The 20,974-nt window shown below is 41.7% G+C and carries 19 protein-coding genes and 1 tRNA gene; 9 read left to right on the top strand and 11 right to left on the bottom strand.

Translation table 11 applies throughout. The features are described 5' to 3' along the window. Positions 1–5: 5 nt before the first annotated feature. Positions 6–1,427: a tetratricopeptide repeat protein gene (locus N5O98_RS24030; RefSeq protein ID WP_004304888.1), complete on the bottom strand. Its 1,422-nt coding sequence runs from the start codon at positions 1,425–1,427 to the stop codon at positions 6–8. A 183-nt stretch (positions 1,428–1,610) separates the two neighbouring features. On the opposite strand from N5O98_RS24030, the gene N5O98_RS24025 reads away from it, so the two are divergent. Together N5O98_RS24025 and N5O98_RS24020 are read left to right on the top strand one after the other, a co-directional pair. After that, positions 1,611–2,357, top strand: a complete 747-nt coding sequence (locus tag N5O98_RS24025; protein WP_004309769.1) for an ATP-binding protein — start codon at positions 1,611–1,613, stop codon at positions 2,355–2,357. Between the two features lie 15 nt (positions 2,358–2,372). Next, positions 2,373–2,744, top strand: a complete 372-nt coding sequence (locus N5O98_RS24020) for a DMT family protein (RefSeq protein ID WP_004302024.1) — start codon at positions 2,373–2,375, stop codon at positions 2,742–2,744. Between the two features lie 70 nt (positions 2,745–2,814). Here the strand turns inward: N5O98_RS24020 and N5O98_RS24015 are convergent, their stop codons facing one another. The 6 genes from N5O98_RS24015 to N5O98_RS23990 are packed head-to-tail and all read right to left on the bottom strand — an operon-like array spanning position 2,815 to position 7,326. Beyond that, a complete protein-coding gene (locus N5O98_RS24015) occupies positions 2,815–3,828 on the bottom strand; it encodes an FAD:protein FMN transferase (RefSeq protein ID WP_004309770.1) in 1,014 nt (337 codons plus the stop codon). A gap of 30 nt (positions 3,829–3,858) precedes the next feature. Next, positions 3,859–4,440, bottom strand: coding sequence for a manganese efflux pump MntP (locus N5O98_RS24010; protein ID WP_004302038.1), 582 nt, complete (start codon positions 4,438–4,440; stop codon positions 3,859–3,861). Positions 4,441–4,446: 6 nt separating this feature from the next. Continuing rightward, on the bottom strand, positions 4,447–5,196 hold the full coding sequence (locus N5O98_RS24005) for a DUF6048 family protein (RefSeq protein ID WP_004309771.1): 750 nt from the start codon (positions 5,194–5,196) through the stop codon (positions 4,447–4,449). Further along, entirely contained in the window at positions 5,180–5,764 is a 585-nt protein-coding gene (locus N5O98_RS24000) for a DUF6452 family protein (protein WP_004309772.1), read from the bottom strand. The genes N5O98_RS24005 and N5O98_RS24000 overlap by 17 nt, the downstream gene beginning before the upstream one ends. A 21-nt stretch (positions 5,765–5,785) precedes the next feature. Next, positions 5,786–6,736, bottom strand: a complete 951-nt coding sequence (locus tag N5O98_RS23995) for a glycosyltransferase family 2 protein (RefSeq protein ID WP_004309773.1) — start codon at positions 6,734–6,736, stop codon at positions 5,786–5,788. A gap of 32 nt (positions 6,737–6,768) precedes the next feature. Then, positions 6,769–7,326 (bottom strand): DUF4199 domain-containing protein, encoded by a 558-nt coding sequence (locus N5O98_RS23990; RefSeq protein WP_015532571.1) that lies wholly within the window; start codon positions 7,324–7,326, stop codon positions 6,769–6,771. Positions 7,327–7,634: 308 nt separating this feature from the next. On the opposite strand from N5O98_RS23990, the gene N5O98_RS23985 reads away from it, so the two are divergent. Beyond that, positions 7,635–7,708: transfer RNA gene (locus N5O98_RS23985), tRNA-Thr, on the top strand. A gap of 169 nt (positions 7,709–7,877) precedes the next feature. Here the strand turns inward: N5O98_RS23985 and N5O98_RS23980 are convergent. From N5O98_RS23980 to crcB, 4 genes are all read right to left on the bottom strand, one after another. Further along, a complete protein-coding gene (locus N5O98_RS23980) occupies positions 7,878–8,351 on the bottom strand; it encodes a hypothetical protein (protein ID WP_004309775.1) in 474 nt (157 codons plus the stop codon). 402 nt (positions 8,352–8,753) lie between these two features. Beyond that, entirely contained in the window at positions 8,754–10,034 is a 1,281-nt protein-coding gene (gene eno / locus N5O98_RS23975; protein ID WP_004302046.1) for a phosphopyruvate hydratase, read from the bottom strand. A gap of 179 nt (positions 10,035–10,213) precedes the next feature. After that, entirely contained in the window at positions 10,214–10,876 is a 663-nt protein-coding gene (locus tag N5O98_RS23970) for a pentapeptide repeat-containing protein (RefSeq protein WP_008644437.1), read from the bottom strand. Positions 10,877–10,906: 30 nt separating this feature from the next. After that, complete coding sequence (crcB, locus tag N5O98_RS23965; protein ID WP_004309778.1) at positions 10,907–11,284, bottom strand: fluoride efflux transporter CrcB; 378 nt, start codon at positions 11,282–11,284, stop codon at positions 10,907–10,909. A gap of 358 nt (positions 11,285–11,642) precedes the next feature. Between crcB and N5O98_RS23960 the strand changes: the two genes are divergently transcribed. The 6 genes from N5O98_RS23960 (at position 11,643) to N5O98_RS23935 (ending at position 20,810) form a co-directional block, all read left to right on the top strand. Further along, complete coding sequence (locus N5O98_RS23960) at positions 11,643–13,802, top strand: glycoside hydrolase family 97 protein (protein WP_004309779.1); 2,160 nt, start codon at positions 11,643–11,645, stop codon at positions 13,800–13,802. Between the two features lie 164 nt (positions 13,803–13,966). Further along, a complete protein-coding gene (locus N5O98_RS23955; RefSeq protein WP_004302052.1) occupies positions 13,967–15,376 on the top strand; it encodes an amidophosphoribosyltransferase in 1,410 nt (469 codons plus the stop codon). Between the two features lie 152 nt (positions 15,377–15,528). Continuing rightward, complete coding sequence (pepT, locus tag N5O98_RS23950) at positions 15,529–16,752, top strand: peptidase T (RefSeq protein WP_004309780.1); 1,224 nt, start codon at positions 15,529–15,531, stop codon at positions 16,750–16,752. 73 nt (positions 16,753–16,825) lie between these two features. Continuing rightward, a complete protein-coding gene (gcvT, locus tag N5O98_RS23945) occupies positions 16,826–17,911 on the top strand; it encodes a glycine cleavage system aminomethyltransferase GcvT (protein WP_004309781.1) in 1,086 nt (361 codons plus the stop codon). 150 nt (positions 17,912–18,061) lie between these two features. Further along, on the top strand, positions 18,062–20,335 hold the full coding sequence (locus N5O98_RS23940; protein WP_004309782.1) for a cation:proton antiporter: 2,274 nt from the start codon (positions 18,062–18,064) through the stop codon (positions 20,333–20,335). A 49-nt stretch (positions 20,336–20,384) separates the two neighbouring features. Next, a complete protein-coding gene (locus N5O98_RS23935; RefSeq protein ID WP_004309783.1) occupies positions 20,385–20,810 on the top strand; it encodes an HIT family protein in 426 nt (141 codons plus the stop codon). Positions 20,811–20,974 lie beyond the last annotated feature (164 nt).

Below are 20,974 nucleotides of genomic sequence, written 5' to 3'. Positions count from 1 at the left end.
ATTATTTATTTTGTTTTTTCTGCATTACGTACATTCACTTCGAGAGCATCGAGTTCTTCGGACATTTGCAGTATCCGCTTTTCGAGGTCGAGAATGGCAGGAGCCATTTTGGCTTTTCCCTGTTGGTTGGCACCGGCATATTGTTGACGAAGGCCGTTCAGCTTTTCTTCTTGTTGATAATAGTCTTTTTCCATCTGCTGATAGCGTTGGAAAAGTGTCTTGGCTTTTGCGGATTTAAAGTCGCTCATCAGATAGTAAGTCGTATGGTCGTCAATGACAAACTCAAAGTCCATGGCACGGCGTTCTTTGGGCTTATGACTGATAGCAGCTTTCAATCGTTGCAGTGCTTCGGTAACCGCTTGTTTATCCGTCCAGGTTTCTTTCAGCGAATGAATCTGTGCCAGACGAATGATCTCTTGCTGCTCCATTGCTTCATAATTATAAGTCTGTTTGGAAGTGTTAGGGATGAATACATAAATACATACCTTTCCTTCCGGTTGGAAACGGTCGGAAGCAAACCATCCGAGGTTGTTGTATTCATCGATGACGTACATATAATCGTTGTACGGCGAGTTGAACGGCATACCCACATTTTCCGGAACAAGATAAGTGTCGGTATTCGTGTTGTAGCGAGTGACAAAAATATCATAGCCACCCAATCCCTCGCCATCGCTGGCGTAATAAACGGTGACTCCATCCGATAGAACAAACGGATAATTCGCATTCCCGGAAGCATTGATACTACCCGGTAACGGACGTCCGTCACTCCATTCATTCAACAACTTGTTCTTTGAAAAGATATCAAGATTACCTTTCTCGCCCTTTTCGCTATAATAAATTTTATTTCCGATTTCTGTTTCATAAACAGTTCCCGGATGATCTCCTTCTGTCTTGAAGAATTCATTGAAAGTAAACAGTTTGCCCGATTCTTCGCTGATCTTGTAAGCGTTCAGGAAAGTTGCTTTGTCCACAACGAAACTGTCGATGATACATACTTCCTCAACCCCCTTCAACATACGAAGGTCAGATTTGCTTTTCTCCAGAAGTTTCTCCGCTTCTTCCGTCGGTTTCTTGCGTTTACTTAAGTCTGCGATGTATTCTTCAAAGCAGTTCACGGCATCTTCGAAGCGGTACGTCTCATTATATGCTTGTCCCAAATAGAGTTGTCCACCGGTGATACGTTTCTTTACCGCTATTTCAAGAGGTTTCACCGCCTCTTCCGCCTCTCCGGTTTTCAGGCAACATACGCCATACCAATAATTATAATTCCCGTTCGACGGTTGTGATTTAGTATACTTCTTAAAAACTGGTTTGGCTTGTTCGTACTCACCTTTGGTAAATAAGGTGCGTGCCTGTTCCAACGTTTGTGCAGAGACTTCGCAAAGGAAGAGGCTGCAAATTAAAAATAGAATATATTTTCCTTTCATCGTTTTGAGCGTTTATGAGTGACGGGTAGATTGAAAACATCGCTGCTTTCGGGCACCGGTCCATTTATCAATTGTTCAAAAGTACAAATTTATTAGAAATAAACCCTTTTTCAGTGATTCTATTATGTTAATTCTTCTTTAAATCATTCTTTTCGCTTACTTTTGCAGCCGATTTTTAAAGATATGACACAATTTACGGAAGAAGAGAAAACCATTCGCCGCATTGAACGGCGGTTTAGCAAAGGAGTGGTGCAATATGGATTGATAGAAGAAGGAGACAAAATCCTTATCGGACTATCGGGAGGAAAAGATTCGTTGGCGCTTGTGGAACTGTTGGGGAGACGCGCACGTATCTATAAACCTCGCTTTTCTGTCGTTGCCGTCCATGTAGTGATGAAGAATATTCCTTATCAGAGTGATACGGAATATTTGAAAGCGCACTGTGAGACGTATGGAGTTCCCTTTGTGCAGTATGAGACAGCTTTTGATCCTGCTACCGACACACGTAAATCTCCCTGCTTCCTCTGTTCATGGAACCGTCGGAAAGCCCTGTTCACAGTTGCCAAGGAACACGGATGCAATAAAATCGCTCTCGGTCACCATATGGATGATATTTTGGAAACTTTATTGATGAATATCACTTATCAGGGAGCTTTCAGTACAATGCCGCCTCGGTTGATGATGAAGAAGTTTGATATGACAATTATTCGTCCGATGTGTCTGGTCCATGAAGCTGATTTGGTAGAATTGGCAGCTTTGCGTCATTATCAGAAGCAAATGAAGAATTGTCCTTATGAATCGCAGTCCAGCCGGAGTGATATGAAAGGAATTTTACGGCAGTTGGAAGCGATGAACCCGGAAGCTCGTTATAGCCTTTGGAGCAGTATGACTAATGTACAGGAGGAATTATTACCAGATAAAATAGATTAATTTGAATAGATTGTTATGAAAGGATTCTATACCATTTTGTTACTGATTGTATCTAATGTCTTTATGACATTTGCTTGGTACGGACATTTAAAGATGAAACAGGAGTACAGTTGGTTCGCAGCTCTTCCGCTGATCGGTGTGATTGCGTTCAGCTGGGCGATCGCCTTTTTTGAATATTCCTGTCAGATACCGGCCAATCGCATTGGCTTTATAGGCAATGGAGGCCCGTTTTCATTGATGCAACTAAAAGTCATTCAAGAGGTAATAACACTTGTTATTTTTACAGTGTTCACTACCATCTTCTTTAAAGGTGAGGCTTTACATTGGAATCATCTGGCTGCATTTATTTGTCTGATTGCAGCAGTGTATTTCGTGTTTATGAAATAGATATTTGCCAATTGAATAGAGGTTCTGTTTTACTCAAGTAGAACCTCTGTTTGTATAATATATATATATATTACGGAGTAGTTATGTATTTTTTCATTCCCTCCGTATAATAAGTCTTGAACTCTCCATTTTCTCCACTATAAATAAAGTAGGCGTCAATCGTTGTATCCGCTTTGCAGAAAGCTTCCGCTTCTTCCAGTCCCATCACCATGAAGGCGGTGGCAAGGGCGTCGGCAGTCATACAGTCTTTGGCGATTACCGTAGAGGACAAGATATTGTGTTGTACCGGATAGCCAGTTCTAGGGTCAATCGTATGGGCGTATTTCTTCCCATCCTTATAATAATAATTGCGATAGTTTCCGGAAGTAGCCAAGCCTAAATCTGTTATCTCAAGAATTGTCTGTAAGTCTTGGTTTACGGCCAGTGAATCGTCGATGGGCTTATTGATTCCAATGCGCCATAAGCCTTTGGAAGGATTTTTCCCTTTCACTACCACCTCGCCGCCTATATCTACCATATAGTTTTTTATTCCCTTACGGTCGAGCAGTTGTGCAATTACGTCTACCGAATACCCTTTGGCCACGGCACTACAACTTAACATAGTACGAGGATCCTGTTTGATAACTTTGCCGTTATCCATTTTCACTTTTTCATATCCGGTGATTTGTAACAGACTGTCTATCATTAATGAATCAGGAAAAGCACCTTTTTTGAAACCGAATCCCCAAGCATTGGCAAGAGGGGCTACTGTAATGTCGAAAGCACCCTTTGTCTCGCGGGAAATTTCCATCGAGCGATGGAAGCATTTCTGGAAAAAACTATCAGTCACCAGCTCTTCATTGCGGTTGACGCGACTGATAACAGAACTGTCATTGAATGGCGATAAAGATTGGTCGAAGCGTTTTAGTTCAGCTTCTATTTCCGGTTTTAAGTCACCGTCATGCTGATAAGTAATTTTATATACTGTCCCAAACACCAAACCTTTGACACTGTAATAGCCAACTTGTTGATTATGTCTGACTAATATCCAGATAGTTGCCAAAATCAGGAAAGCCAGCCAAAGGAAACTTTTTTTTGTTTTCATACGCTCTTCTATTTGATAAGAAAACTCGTTTTATTGAAGAAATAAATGTTCAATTAATATCTTTAGTCCGATAATGACTAGAATGATACCTCCCCATAACTCTGCTTTCAGTTTCCGGGCGATGCCGCAGCCACATTGGATACCAAAGATCAGACCGATGAGTGACATGACAAATGAAACAAACCCGATGATGCTGATAGGAGGAAGGATTTCGGTATAGTCCTGAACTCCCAGAAAGGCAAAGGAAATGCCGATTGCCAATGCATCAATACTTGTGGCTATTGCCATAGTCAATACCACTTTCGGATTTGCCGGATTGAACAGTTTACAACATTCTTCTTCTTTGAAAGATTCTAAAATCATTCGTCCGCCTAAGAAGGCAAGGATCGCGAAAGCAATCCAATGGTCTACACTTTCTATAAGATGACTGAATGTCTTTGCACACATCCATCCGATAAATGGCATGATTGCCTGAAAAAAGCCGAAAGCAAAAGCCATGATTAGCATGGGTTTCCAACGGGTACGTTTCAAAATAATACCGCTTGCAATTGAGACAGCGAAACAATCCATCGCCAGACCTATTGCAAGCAGCCAAATCTCTAGTCCTGTCATTGTATTCTAAAGAGGCAATTTATAAATAAGGGAATAAGTGATTCCCATGTTATTTGATTTAAACTTTCCGTAACCGGGCACGTACCATGGGTCTCCATATTCTCCGGTAGATGCTTTGGTTTTGTATTTCATACGTACCGACCACCCCATGTTGAAGTTTTTGTAAATACGTACTTTGACGCCTAAAACGATTTCCAGCCATTGCACCGATCCTTTCATACCCAGATGGCTGAATGGCACACTTCCTCCCCAATAACCGTCTTCCAAACTGGGGTTACCTATTACATCTCCCCAGATAGGATCATCTGCCGGCATTGTGGAAACATCATATTTAAATGAACTGAATGCATAGCGAAGTCCTGCATACAAGTAGCTATTCTTCTCTTTTTTCTTTGCCATGGTGTTGTAGTCCACACCGATTCGGAAGAATGGGGCCATTTTGCTCTTATAGTGTATGCCTGTTTCGCTCCAGGTATCTGTTCCTCCCATACCAAACTCAATAGTAGGGATGAATTTATTCTTGAGGTTAACGGCTACGCTGACTTCAGAACTCATAAAGTCGCCTCCCAGCAGCTTGCTTCCAACGCCATATAAATCCACACCGACATACGTACCATTGTAGAGCGGAATGGTATCTATCTCGGCAACCTCTTTTTTCTTCTGATCTCTTTTGGGCGTTTGCGCCGGACGTTGCTGTTGTGCCAGCAACGGAAGCCCAATGCAAAAGAGCAGAAGCAGACTAATTAGTCGTTTCATCAGGTGTGCGTTCTGGCCGATAATTATAGAATATCTGCAAGTTCTCGATTTCATTTGTATTGGCTTCTTTATTTTTTATATGAAGAGAATCTATCTGGTCCGGCTGCCCGTTGCCATAGGGAGGAGGGTTACCCGGTCTTCCCGGTTTTCCAAATTTAGCGCTGATTATATTTTGTTTCATCATATAACCACATTCCATGGACTGGAAATAAGGAGTATTTTGTTGTACAATGTATAATGTGTCAAAATCTTTTTCTCTACGTTTGGGATCGTATCTGAATATGAACACAGTAGTGTCACTTGTGTATCGTAGTGGTAACATCAGGGTATGCACATTCTTTTCATTGTTCAGAATGATAGAGTCGGTGCCTAATGCTGTGATTGTTAATGAATCAAGCGTGTCTTTTAATGCAATAGTAGGGTTATCCGGATTAATGGTATATATTGTGCAGTACATCATCGGACGTCCTGCCAATGAGCAATCGTTCTCATCCGAGCAGGCACTGTGTAAGCTGACTGCACCGCCAATGATAGTCAATATGAGAAAGATACGAATTAAATTCTTCATAGTCAGTTTATTGAATGTGAATCAAATTTTCTTTTCTATCTGATAGTTATTCCGTTCCGGTGCATTGCGCGAGATGAGTTCGCCAAGGAATCCGGCTAAGAATAATTGCGTACCTATAATCATTGCCGTAAGTGACAAATAGAAATAGGGAGAGTCGGTCACCAGTCGGTAGGGGAGACCGTTGTACATGGCATATAGTTTACTGGCACCTACGATGATGACAGAAATCATTCCTATCAGAAACATCAATGATCCCAACAGTCCGAAGAAATGCATCGGCTTGATGCCGAATCTGGAGAGGAACCAAAGAGAGAGTAAATCCAGATACCCGTTTACGAAACGGTTCAGTCCGAATTTTGTTGTGCCGTATTTACGCGCCTGGTGGTGTACCACCTTTTCACCGATTTTCTTGAATCCGGCGTTCTTTGCCAAATAAGGTATATAACGATGCATCTCACCGTACACTTCGATATGTTTTACGACCTCTTTGCGATAGGCTTTCAATCCGCAGTTGAAGTCGTGCAGGTTTTTGATGCCTGATACTTTGCGGGCAGTAGCATTAAACAACTTGGTGGGCAGTGTCTTTGAAATTGGATCATATCTCTTTTGCTTCCAGCCGGATACCAGGTCGTAGCCATCCTTTGTAATCATCCGGTAAAGTTCGGGGATTTCGTCTGGGCTATCTTGTAGGTCCGCATCCATCGTTATGACTACGTTTCCTTCCGCTTCAGCGAATCCACAGTAGAGTGCAGGTGATTTACCGTAGTTACGGCGGAATTTGATACCTTTTACATGTTCCGATTGAGCTTTAAACTTTTCGATCACTTCCCATGAATGGTCGGTACTTCCATCGTTAACGAAAATCACTTCGAATGAGAATCCGTTGGCTTGCATTACCCGTTCTATCCAAGCATAGAGTTCGGGTAGTGACTCTTCTTCATTGAATAATGGGATTACAACTGATATATCCATTTTTTTATTACTAATTACTTACGAATTATAAATTACGATTGAGACACTCCGTCATTTTCCGGTTTGGCCTTTTTCATTACCATCAATGCGGTGGGAATGGCCAGGATACTTCCCCAAAATACATCCCATGACAATAGTTGCATGGTGATATTGATGGAAGTAAGTGAACGGGCGGTATCTATTGTTTCTTTTATAACTTCTTTGTTTTCTATCAGAGCCGGGGTGTTGGTCATCAGTTCGTCCCACAACTGGATGTAAGAGTTGATGATAAATCCATGATCGATGAATTGGAAATAGGCGTAGTGAGCCACAGCTACCAGCAGAGAAGCAAACATATACATAAATATGGTAAAGAGCATGGCATGTGAAAATTGGATACTTCCTCCGCAAATCTTATCCCGGTACATTTTCGCATAGTGATATCCGATGAAAGGTACGGATAATGTCAGGATTACAAATAAGAGCGAAAGGAAAGGTATGTGGAATCCCAGCGGAAATAATATGAACTTCAATATCCAGTAGATTCCCATATACGTGCCAAAATGCATGGCATATTTTTGTAAATAGCTTCTGTTCTCTGTCATCTTCATTTATAAATTGCGCACAAAGGTACAAATAATATCGGTTGGTAGGGGAAATCTGGTTGTTAAAGTTAATAAAGCAGAGGAAGTTGCTGTCTGAATATTTTTTTGCAATTTTAATTGCCTGAAATGTAGCCTGTTAGTCTTTTGTTAGTAAAAAAGTTGTCTGCAGCTATTGCAGAATACATAAAAATGTCTACCTTTGCAACCGCAAAACGGGTAAGTCCTATACGGCCAGCTCCCTTCGAATCCTCCAGGGCTTGATCGCAGCAAAGGTAGTTGGTTGTAGCGGCGCGATATAGATAGCTTACCCACCCGCCTCTTTAGCTCAGTTGGCCAGAGCACGTGATTTGTAATCTCGGGGTCGTTGGTTCGAATCCGACAAGAGGCTCAAAAAAGGATATATAACAAATCCAAGAAAAAAGCATTCAGGTATTAGTCTGGATGCTTTTTTATATATATTCGCATATTATCGAAATACACAGTTCCCTAATTGTTGTAATATCCCATTTTTAAGAAAAGCAAAGATTTACAGTTTCTTTTTGATTCATTATTGTTATTCATTCTTGTATATTATGCTCAGGATAGGATCTGAGTAAAAGCATCACATTGGATAAATGGCGTTGCAATATTCCATGAAGTTGCTTGATGATATTTATATTCCCGGAGAGAAAAACGATGAATTGCAGTTGAGAGGCAATTTCTTGGTTCGTTTGTTTGCGTTCTTTACTTTCGATGTTATTTTGCATTAGATAAATGCCTAATGCTTTCTGAATATCGGCTATTCCCTTGTCCCATTCATGTTCGCCAAGTGTTTGAATGAAAGTACAATATTGCTTGAGCTTTTTGCTTAGCTTTTTTAAACTGTTGTATTCGGTGTCAATGGGAGGATTAATGTGCGCAGAGCGTATTATGTTTGACATCTGCAAATAATACGTTTTCATTCCATTTTCAGAATTGAATGTAGTCAGGATATACTGTTTCGTAGCTTCTGAAACCTCTTCCTGTAAGTCTTTTAATTGACTGTTTTCCATAATCATTAGAATTTAAAAGATGAATAATAGATTGATGGGAGAGGAAGAAGTGCTAATAAAAAAGCGGTTTCGCCTGTCCCATTGTCTAACATACCGACGGCAGGTTTAGAGGTGCATTAACACTCTCTATGGGGGGACGAAACCGCCCATATAAGAGTTCACATACGAACATAAAAATGCTCGCTGCGATAGTAGGCAGGTTTCCCCACCGTCTGTTAATATGTTAGACGTTGCAAATGTAGCCTTATTAATTCAATTCGCAAAATATTGGAGATATTTATTGATGCTTAGTGAAGCTAGTTTTCTTACAATGCAAAAAGATTTAGTGAATGGTTAATATGTAAAAATCCCCGGATAATCTAATTGTCCGGGGATGAATTATTCAAGTAAGAGAATATTGAATTATTTAATTCTCTTGTAACCATATACAGCCAAATCTCCCAGTTCCTCTTCAATGCGGAGTAACTGATTGTATTTAGCCATACGGTCTGAGCGGCTTAAAGAACCTGTCTTGATCTGTCCGCTGTTAGTAGCTACTGCGATATCGGCGATAGTAGCATCTTCTGTTTCACCCGAACGGTGAGAAGTAACAGTAGTGTATCCATGACGGTGAGCCATTTCGATAGCGTTCAGTGTTTCTGTCAGCGAACCGATTTGGTTTACTTTAATCAGGATAGAGTTGGCACAGCCTTTTTCGATACCCATTGCAAGGAAATCTACGTTGGTTACGAACAGGTCGTCACCTACCAACTGGCAACGGTTGCCGATGCGTTCGGTCAGCTTTTTCCAGCCTTCCCAGTCGTTTTCGTTCATACCGTCTTCGATAGAGTCGATAGGGAATTTGTTGATTAGTTCTTCCAGATAGTCAACTTGTTCTGCGGAAGTGCGTTTCTTACCTTTTTCACCTTCAAACTTGGTATAATCGTAAATACCATCGTGGTAGAATTCGGAAGAAGCACAGTCCATACCGATCATAACGTCTTTGCCCGGTTCGTATCCTGCTGCTTTGATAGCGGCCAGAATAGAATTCAAAGCATCTTCCGTACCTTCGAGGTTAGGTGCGAAACCACCTTCATCACCTACAGCAGTGCTAAGGCCACGGTCTTTCAAGACTTTCTTTAAAGCGTGGAATACTTCAGCACCCATGCGCAGACCTTCTCTGAAAGAAGGAGCACCTACGGGACGGATCATAAATTCCTGGAATGCGATCGGAGCATCGCTATGTGAACCACCGTTGATGATGTTCATCATCGGTACAGGCATTACATACGTATTTGTTCCACCGATATAGCGGTATAGAGGAAGATCCAGATAGTTGGCAGCAGCTTTAGCTACGGCAAGAGATACACCGAGAATAGCGTTAGCACCTAAATTCGATTTAGTCTTAGTGCCGTCCAATGCCAGCATTGTGTAGTCGATACCTCTCTGATTGAGTGAAGACATACCAATCAGTTTCGGAGCGATGATTTTATTTACATTATCAACCGCTTTTTGTACTCCTTTTCCACCATAGCGCTGTTTGTCACCATCGCGAAGTTCCAATGCTTCGTGTTCACCTGTGGAAGCACCTGACGGCACAGATGCACGTCCCATAATGCCGGATTCCAATACTACGTCAACTTCTACTGTGGGGTTACCTCTTGAATCGAGAATTTCTCGAGCTACAATTTTTTCAATTTTCATCGTTTCTATTGTTTTTGAATAAGATTTCTGCAAAAGTACGGACTTGACGGGGAGTGAGAAATCACTATAAATAGGTATTCTTTTTGTGCCTATTCCCTATATGTCGTTAGTCCGACCTTATACTATAACAACGGGACGATGCTTTTTGTTTGAGTGCGGCGGGGTGAATTTGCAGGATTTTAATCTTCGATAATAACCCCTAACAGTGGAAGCAAATCCATTGCTTGCAGGGAAGTGATGACAGCCCCTTTCAGATCGCTGATGTTAAGCGTGATTCCGCTGATACGGGAAGTGCGCAAATCTATTCCGCGAAGCGGAGCGTGTGAAAAATCGGCTTCTACGAGATCGCAACTCTCAAATGCGACGGATGAAAAACGGCAGTCGTTCAGACTTCCGTTGCGGAGCTGGCTGTGTGCAAAACGTACCTGGTTCATTTTACTCATAGCCAGATTGATATAACCTGCGTTGCAGTCATGCAGCAAGACGTGATTCATCGTTGTTTCCGATAAATTGGTACCCAATAGTTTGCAGGAAATGAATTCTACCCGGTAGAGCGAACTTTCAGCAAAAGAAATGTTGGATAGGTCGCAGTTCTCGAACCTGACATCGCTCAGTTGAGAGGAACGGAATTTACATTCGCTGAATGTCTGATGCTGAAAGGTGCAGTTTTTGAAACTTTTGTAAGATTTGTCGATGCCTTCTTCTTTTCCTTTGCAGAATAAAAGATGAGAGACGGTTTCTTCTCTGTCGAGCCATTCCTGTAGGGTAATAGTACTGACTTCCTGTTCTTCCATCATGGGAGGAACAACGCGGACGGGTTTGGTTGGGTTTCTTTTAATCATGCCGTAAAGGTAGGATTTATATTCGAATTATTAAATCTGTTTTCCCACATATCCGCCGGCTAACGTTGCGGCTAATCCTATTCCTATACTTAATAATGTATATAGAACAAATGCTCCGTAAAATTCTCCTTTCAGCAGACCTACGCCATCACTGGAGAAAGTAGAGAACGTTGTGAAACCTCCACATAAACCCGTTGTCAGAAACAAACGGACCTCGAACGGAAGGTGGAATCGCTCTGAAAGAGCATAGAACAGACCGATGAGAAAACTGCCGAGAAGATTGACCGTGAAAGTGGCCCATGGAAAATGATAAGGGACGATTCGTTCGTGCATTAACAACTGGATAAAATAACGTAGTGCACTACCAGTTCCTCCACCGATAAAGATATAGATAACTTCTTTACTCATTTGATTGAAAGATTGATATTATTTGTAGGCGGCTTCAAAATCCTTTTCGAATTGTTGGAAGCCTCCGGGATAAACTAAGGTGTTGTGTCATATAAATAATAAAATGTTTGTTGATGTGATTGAGATAATAATCTGCAAATATAGAAAGATTATGCAATATTCATATTTAATCCTTTTAATTTAATCACCATAGACACTATATTTTTGGGGGGGAGACAAAATGTGTTATCTGTTTTATTATTAAGTACTTATTTCGTTTTTGAATCTGTATTCCTCTATATTTTCTTTATAAAGAAAAACACTACTTGGATTTCCGGTCTATCTTTGCCATACGATTATTAACTAACTCATTTATATCATGAAGAACATGAAAATAGGAACTGCAATGTGGGTCTGCCTGTTGCTCTCTTTTTTCTTCGGCACATCAGCAAAGGCCGAAAGTATCACTTCTCCTGACGGACAATTAAAACTTAATTTCTCTGTCAACATGCAAGGAGAACCGGTGTATGAACTCTCTTATAAAGGAAAAGAGGTGATTAAACCTTCGAAACTGGGACTGGAATTGAAAAATGATCCCGGACTGATGAATGGATTCACTCTGGCCGATATTAAAACTTCTGCTTTTGATGAAACATGGGAACCGGTGTGGGGAGAGGTGAAATCGATCCGCAACCATTATAATGAAATGGCTGTTACCCTGAATCAAAAGGCGCAAGATCGTAATCTGATTATTTGTTTTCGTCTTTATAATGATGGCTTGGGGTTCCGCTATGAGTTCCCGCAGCAAAAGAATCTGAATTACTTCGTTATAAAAGAAGAACATTCGCAGTTTGCTATGGCCGGCGATCATACGGCATTCTGGATTCCAGGCGATTATGATACGCAGGAATATGACTATACCGAATCCAAGCTTTCAGAGATTCGCGGATTGTTGCAAGGGGCAATTACTCCAAATGCTTCTCAAACTCCTTTTTCACCAACAGGTGTGCAGACATCTTTGCAAATGAAGACAGCCGACGGGTTGTATATCAATCTGCATGAAGCGGCTTTGGTTGATTATTCTTGTATGCATCTGAACCTTGACGATCAGAACCTGATTTTTGAATCATGGCTGACTCCTGATGCAAAAGGGGATAAAGGTTATATGCAAACGCCTTGCCGTTCACCCTGGCGCACGGTGATTGTCAGTGATGATGCTCGTGATATTCTGGCTTCCAAATTGACTTTGAACTTGAATGAACCTTGTGCCTACGAAGATGTTTCCTGGATTAAGCCGGTGAAATACATCGGTGTGTGGTGGGAAATGATTACCGGAAAAAGTTCCTGGTCGTACACGGATGATGTTTATTCTGTGAAACTGGGACAGACGGATTATTCCCAAACAAAACCGAGCGGGCGTCATGCAGCCAATAATGACAAAGTGAAGCGTTACATTGACTTTGCTTCAGAGCATGGATTCGACCAGATCTTAGTGGAAGGCTGGAATGAAGGCTGGGAAGACTGGTTCGGAAATTCGAAGGATTATGTCTTTGATTTCGTAACTCCGTATCCTGATTTTGACGTGAAGATGCTCAATGCGTATGCAAAGGAAAAAGGAGTGAAGCTGATGATGCATCACGAGACTTCCGCTTCTGTACGTAACTACGAGCGCCATCTTGATAAAGCCTATCAGTTTATGATAGATAACGGATACAATGCTGTGAAGAGCGGGTATGTAGGTAATATTATTCCGCGTGGAGAACATCATTACGGACAGTGGATGAACAATCATTATTTATATGCGGTGGAAAAAGCGGCCGAATATAAGATCTGTGTAAATGCTCACGAAGCAACCCGTCCGACAGGATTATGTCGCACATATCCGAATCTGATCGGTAATGAATCGGCTCGTGGCACGGAATATGAAGCCTTTGCAGGGAATAAGCCGTTCCATACCACCTTGCTTCCTTTCACCCGTCAGATTGGTGGACCGATGGATTATACACCGGGTATCTTTGATACAAAACTTTCTTTCCTGTCAGGCGACCACAGTTTTGTACGTACAACTTTGGCAAAACAGTTGGCACTTTATGTAACGATGTACAGTCCTTTGCAAATGGCAGCCGACCTTCCGGAGAGTTACGAACGTCACATGGATGCATTTCAATTTATCAAGGATGTAGCCGTTGATTGGGATGACAGCAAGTATCTGGAAGCGGAACCGGGAGATTATATTACCGTAGCACGTAAGGCAAAAGGTACTGATAACTGGTTTGTAGGTGGTATCACCGATGAGAATCCCCGTACTTCTGCTTTTACACTTGATTTTCTCGAACCGGGAAAACAATATGTAGCTACTCTTTATGCTGACGGAAAGGAGGCGGATTTTGAAAAGAATCCTACTTCTTACCAGATAAAAAAAGGACTTGTTACAAACAAGAATAAGATGTCTGTGAAGCTGGCACGTAGCGGAGGATTTGCAGTAAGTTTGATTGAAGCAACTCCCGCTGACTTGAAAACGATCAAGAAATGGAAATAAGATTCCGGTAAAAAGATTGTTTTCGGATTCCCCGCTTTTTAATAAATATTAGTTGTGCTTCGCAAAGAAAACTAAAACTTTGCGGAGCGCTTTTTTTATAGGACGAATTCTTTTTTGTACTTTTGCGCCATCTTTTTTAAAACATCATCAATAAAGAGAACAACATGGGAGGTTTTTTCGGAACAGTCTCGAAAACTAGCTGCGTGACTGATTTATTCTACGGCACAGATTATAACTCACATCTGGGTACCAAGCGAGGAGGACTCGCAACATACAGTGAGGAAAAAGGTTTTATACGCTCCATTCACAATTTGGAAAGTACTTATTTCCGAACCAAGTTTGAAGGAGAACTGGACAAATTCAAAGGAAACGCCGGCATCGGCATCATTAGCGACACAGACGCACAACCTATCATCATCAATTCTCACCTCGGGCGCTTCGCCATTGTCACAGTCGCTAAAATAGTCAATATCCAGGAATTGGAAGAAGAACTTCTCAGTCAAAACATGCACTTCGCCGAACTTAGTTCGAGCAACACCAACCAGACGGAACTTATCGCATTACTTATTATACAAGGCAGAACTTTTGTGGAAGGTATCGAAAATGTGTTTAAGCACATTAAGGGTTCTTGTTCGATGTTGCTTCTGACGGAAGATGGTAGTATCATCGCTGCCCGTGACCGATGGGGACGTACTCCGGTGGTGATTGGAAGGAAAGACGGTGCTTATGCTGCAACGAGCGAATCGTCCAGTTTTCCGAATCTGGATTATGAGATTGAGAGATATTTAGGTCCCGGTGAGATTGTCCGTATGTATGACGATCATGTTGACCAGCTTCGCAAGCCCAATGAGGATATGCAGATTTGCTCGTTTTTGTGGGTGTACTACGGTTTCCCGACTTCTTGTTATGAAGGAAAGAATGTAGAGGAAGTGCGTTTCACCAGCGGATTGAAAATGGGACAGACAGATGAATCGGAAGTGGATTGTGCTTGCGGTATTCCTGATTCGGGAGTGGGTATGGCTTTAGGATATGCCGAAGGAAAGGGGGTTCCTTACCATCGTGCTATTTCAAAATATACACCGACATGGCCTCGTAGCTTCACTCCGAGCAATCAGGAGATGCGTTCGCTTGTTGCTAAGATGAAGTTGATTCCCAACCGTGCCATGCTGCAAAATAAACGTTTGTTGTTCTGTGACGATTCAATCGTGCGGGGAACTCAATTACGTGACAATGTGAAGATTCTGTATGATTACGGAGCAAAGGAGGTGCACATGCGTATCGCTTGTCCGCCATTGATTTATGCTTGTCCGTTTGTTGGTTTTTCGGCTTCTAAAAATGCATTGGAGTTGATTACCCGTCGTATTATCAAGGAACTGGAAGGGGATGAGAATAAGAACCTGGAGAAATATGCTACTACCGGTTCTCCGGAATACGATAAGATGGTTAGTATTATTGCAGAGCGTTTCGGTCTCAGTTCATTGAAGTTTAATACACTGGAAACGCTGATTGAGGCTATCGGATTACCTAAATGCAAGGTTTGTACACATTGCTTTGATGGTAGCAGCCATTTTTAAAGTAGTCAAATAGGATATTTAAGTATCCGGATAAAAGTATACAATAAAAAGAGCCGTGAATTGCTTTGTAATTCACGGCTCTTTTTTTACCTTTACGGCACTATAAACTATCAATTTGTAAATTGTAATTAGTAACTTGTAATTAAAACAATATGACTTTAGTAGACAGATTTTTAAAGTATGTAAGCTTCGATACACAATCTGATGAATCGACAGGGCTTACTCCAAGTACTCCGAAGCAGATGATTTTTGCTGAATACTTGAAAAAAGAGTTGGAATCTTTGGGATTGGAAGATATTACTTTGGATGAGCATGGCTATCTTTTTGCTACACTTCCTGCCAATATAAATAAAGAAGTACCCACTATCGGGTTTATTGCCCACATGGATACAAGTCCTGATATGACGGGTAAAGATGTCACTCCGCGCATTGTGGAAAAGTATGACGGTTCGGATATTGTGCTTTGTGCTGAAGAGAATGTAGTCCTTTCTCCATCACAATTCCCGGAATTGCTGGATCATAAGGGAGAAGACTTGATTGTAACCAACGGAAAAACGTTGCTCGGTGCCGACGACAAAGCCGGTATCGCGGAAATTGTATCAGCGATGGTTTATCTGAAGGAACATCCCGAAATCAAGCACGGTAAAATCCGTATCGGCTTCAATCCTGACGAAGAAATCGGTGAAGGTGCTCATAAATTCGATGTAGAGAAATTCGGTTGCGAATGGGGATATACGATGGATGGAGGTGAAGTAGGGGAGTTGGAGTTTGAGAACTTTAATGCCGCTGCCGCAAAAATAACCTTTAAAGGACGTAATGTGCATCCGGGATATGCCAAGGATAAGATGATTAACTCTATCTATCTTGCCAATCAGTTTATCACGATGCTTCCCTCACAGGAAAGACCGGAACATACGACCGGCTATGAAGGATTCTATCATTTGATCGGTATTCAGGGGGATGTGGAGCAAAGCACTGTGTCTTATATCATCCGCGATCATGACCGTGCAAAATTTGAGAACCGTAAAAAAGAGATAGAACGTCTGGTAGCTCAAATGAACGCTGAATATGGAGCTGGTACTGCGACACTCGAACTGCGCGACCAGTATTATAATATGCGTGAGAAAATAGAACCGGTAATGCACATCATCGATACTGCTTTTGCAGCTATGGAAGCCGTTGGCGTGAAACCGAACGTAAAACCGATTCGTGGAGGTACGGATGGTGCGCAGCTCTCTTTCAAAGGATTGCCTTGTCCGAATATCTTTGCCGGTGGTCTGAATTTCCACGGACGTTACGAATTCGTACCTGTTCAGAATATGGAGAAGGCCATGAAAGTGATCGTGAAAATAGCTGAACTGGTAGCTTCCAAATAAAAAAGGGGGTAAACACAGGTAATACTTAATACTTAAAACTTAATACTTGATTAATACTTAATACTTTAAAATAATGAAAACCACTCCGTTTACAGAGAAACATATCATGCTCGGTGCTAAAATGCACGAGTTTGCAGGTTATAATATGCCTATTGAGTACTCCGGTATCATTGACGAACATCTGACTGTTTGTCAAAGTGTCGGTGTATTTGATGTGTCGCACATGGGAGAATTTTGGGTGAAAGGTCCACATGCATTAGCCTTTCTGCAGAAAATAACTTCCAATAATGTGGCGGCACTGGCTCCGGGTAAAATACAATATACCTGTTTTCCAAATGAAGAGGGAGGTATTGTAGATGATTTGCTGGTGTATCAGTACGAGCCGGAAAAATACATGCTGGTAGTCAACGCTGCCAATATGGAAAAAGACTGGAACTGGTGTGTTTCTCACAATACAGAAGGGGCCGAGTTGGAAAACTCTTCGGACAACATAGCTCAACTCGCTGTACAGGGCCCGAAGGCTGTTCTAGCTCTGCAAAAGTTGACGGACATTGATCTTGCTTCTATTCCATATTATACATTTAAAGTTGGAACGTTTGCAGGTGAAGAGAATGTGATAATCTCCAATACGGGTTATACCGGTGCGGGAGGTTTCGAACTTTATTTCTATCCGTCTGTTGCTGATCGTATATGGAAAGCGGTTTTTGAAGCTGGTGAGGAATACGGCATTAAACCTATCGGTTTGGGAGCTCGTGATACACTTCGGTTGGAAATGGGCTTCTGTCTGTATGGTAATGACTTGGATGATACTACTTCTCCGATAGAAGCCGGACTGGGCTGGATTACTAAGTTTGTGGAAGGTAAGGATTTTATCAACCGTCCGTTGCTGGAAAAACAGAAAACGGAAGGTGTTACCCGCAAACTGGTTGGTTTTGAAATGGTTGACCGCGGGATTCCCCGCCACGGCTATGAACTGGTAAATGCTGAAGGCGAGCAAGTGGGAGTGGTTACTTCCGGTACGATGTCGCCTACCCGTAAAATTGGTATCGGTATGGGATATGTAAAGCCGGAATATAGTAAGGTGGGCACGGAAATCTGTATTGATATGCGTGGTCGGAAGTTAAAAGCAGTGGTAGTGAAACCTCCTTTTAGAAAATAAGAAATAAGCTGGTTGTTGTGTATAGCCCCGGATAAGTATCGACTCTATCCGGGGCTAACTTATTTTAGGACGTTATTGCAAAACATATCCGTAGATATGTTGTTTATCCCATAGAAATAATATAATTTTGTCATCAAATACGATGAAATAATGTCTCAATTACCTACTCTTATAGCTGACCTCGCACTGATATTGATCTGTGCCGGTGTTATGACTTTGTTGTTTAAGAAGTTGAAGCAACCTCTGGTCTTGGGATATGTAGTTGCCGGATTCCTGGCAAGTCCGCATATGCCGTATACTCCTTCAGTGATGGATACTGCCAATATTAAGACATGGGCAGATATTGGTGTCATTTTCTTACTGTTTGCTCTCGGTTTGGAATTTAGTTTTAAGAAGATTGTCAAGGTGGGTGGTTCTGCCATCATAGCTGCCTGTACCATCATCTTTTGTATGATTTTGTTGGGTATAGGAGTCGGTATGGGCTTTGGCTGGCACCGGATGGACAGTCTGTTTCTGGGTGGTATGATTGCGATGTCGTCTACCACTATTATTTATAAAGCTTTTGACGATTTGGGATTAAGGAAGAAACAGTTTACCGGACTAGTGTTGAGTATCTTGATTTTGGAAGATATTTTAGCCATTGTATTAATGGTGATGCTTTCCACGATGGCGGTCAGCCATAATTTTGAAGGGACCGAAATGTTGGAGAGTATCGGCAAATTATTGTTTTTCCTTATCCTGTGGTTTGTTGTCGGCATTTATTTGATTCCTGAATTCTTAAAGCGCTGCCGGAGATTGATGGGAGAGGAGACTTTGCTTATTGTGTCGTTGGCGCTTTGCTTTGGTATGGTAGTGATGGCAGCTCATACAGGTTTCTCTGCTGCATTTGGTGCATTTATTATGGGCTCTATTTTGGCAGAAACGATTGAAGCGGAATCCATAGACCGGCTGGTGAAGCCTGTTAAGGACCTTTTCGGAGCTATCTTTTTCGTATCGGTCGGTATGATGGTAGATCCGGCAATGATTGTAGAATATGCTGTTCCTATTATAGTAATCACTTTGGCTGTTATTTTGGGGCAGTCTGTTTTTGGTACTTTCGGTGTCATACTTTCCGGAAAACCATTAAAGACGGCTATGCAATGCGGCTTTAGTTTAACGCAGATCGGTGAATTTGCATTTATTATTGCCTCTTTGGGAGTCTCCTTGCATGTAACGAGTGATTTTCTGTATCCGATAGTAGTAGCAGTCTCTGTCATTACTACTTTCCTAACTCCTTACATGATTCGTTTAGCCGAGCCGGCTTCTACTTTTGTAGATGCACATCTTCCGGAATCATGGAAAAAAATGATGATGCGTTACTCTTCCGGTTCGCAAACAGCACTCAATCATGAGAATTTGTGGAAGAAGCTAATCTTGGCAATGGTACGTATTACGGTCGTTTATTCAATTGTCAGCATATCGATTGTTGCACTTTCTTTTCGTTTTGTCGTGCCATTCTTTAAAGAGAATCTGCCTCATTTCTGGGCGTCGTTATTAGGAGCCGTATTTATCATTCTGTGTATTGCCCCTTTCTTGCGTGCCATCATGGTGAAGAAAAATCATTCAGTCGAGTTTATGACTTTATGGCATGATAATCGTGCTAATCGTGCACCATTGTTATCAACAATCGTGATTCGCATTATGATAGCAGTGCTTTTTGTCATCTTTGTTATTTCCGGATTATTTAAGGCGTCTATCGGCTTGATTATTGGCGTGGCCGTACTTGTCGTTTTGCTGATGGTATGGTCTCGCCGTCTGAAGAAGCAATCGATACTGATTGAACGTCGCTTTTTTCAGAATCTTCGTTCCAGAGATGTACGTGCAGAGTATTTGGGAGAGAAAAAACCGGAATATGCCGGGCGTTTGTTGTCACATGATTTACATCTTGCTGATATGGAAATTCCGGGTGAATCTTGTTGGGCAGGAAAGACATTGATGGAACTGAATCTGGGAAAGAAGTTTGGAGTTCATGTGGCTTCTATCCTTCGTGGAAAGAGACGTATTAATATTCCGGGTGGTTCTGTCCGACTGTTTCCTATGGATAAGATACAGGTGATAGGAACAGATGAACAATTGAGCGTCTTTAATGAAGCGATGCAAAATGGAGCGAAGATAGACTGGGAGGTCTATGAAAAGAGTGAAATGGCTTTGAAGCAATTTATCATTGACAGTGATTCTGTTTTTCTGGGTAAAACGATTCGTGAATCGGGTATTCGCGACAAATATCATTGCATGATAGCGGGCGTTGAGAGTGAAGACGGTACGTTGATGGTTCCCGATGTAAATGCTCCGCTCGAAGAAGGTGATGTTGTTTGGGTGGTAGGTGAAAAAGAGGATGTATACCAATTAGTCGATCAAAAAAACGAAAAAGTACAAGCCGGATAAGAATGGAATACTTATTTTTGCAACGATAAAAACTTAAAATAATAATATCATGAAGAGTGATCCGAAAGAATGTCTGTATTGCCAGAACAATGAAACGCTGCATAATCTGATGATTGAGATAGCGCAATTGAGTGTGTCACGTGTGTTTCTGTTTAAAGAACAAACCTATCGTGGACGTTGTCTTGTTGCTTACAAAGACCATGTGAACGATTTAAATGAATTGAGTGATGAAGACCGTAATGCTTTTATGGCAGATGTAGCACGTGTCACTCGTGCCATGCAAAAAGCTTTCCAACCGGAAAAAATTAATTATGGTGCTTACTCGGATAAATTGTCTCATCTACATTTTCATTTAGCTCCTAAGTATGTGGATGGCCCTGATTATGGAGGTATATTCCAAATGAACCCGGGAAAGGTTTATCTGACTGATGCAGAATATCAGGAATTGATTGATGCTGTTAAGGCAAACCTATAAACGGTAAATTTTACGGAGTGCCCTGAAAGGGCTTAATTATATAGTGTAGGGCAACGCCCTACGAAAAAACGGTAATCTGAATTTGCGCCCTGAAAGGGCATAATTGTATACAGTTCCGCCCTTTCAGGGCTTGTGGCTGGTGTGTTTTTTTCGTAGGGCGTTGC

Origin of the sequence: Bacteroides sp. LFL-34 (assembly GCF_027257075.1) — a bacterium.
Taxonomy (GTDB): domain Bacteria; phylum Bacteroidota; class Bacteroidia; order Bacteroidales; family Bacteroidaceae; genus Bacteroides; species Bacteroides ovatus.
The sequence above is the reverse complement of the archived record's forward strand: the minus strand, read 5'-3'. Positions and strand labels throughout refer to the sequence as shown.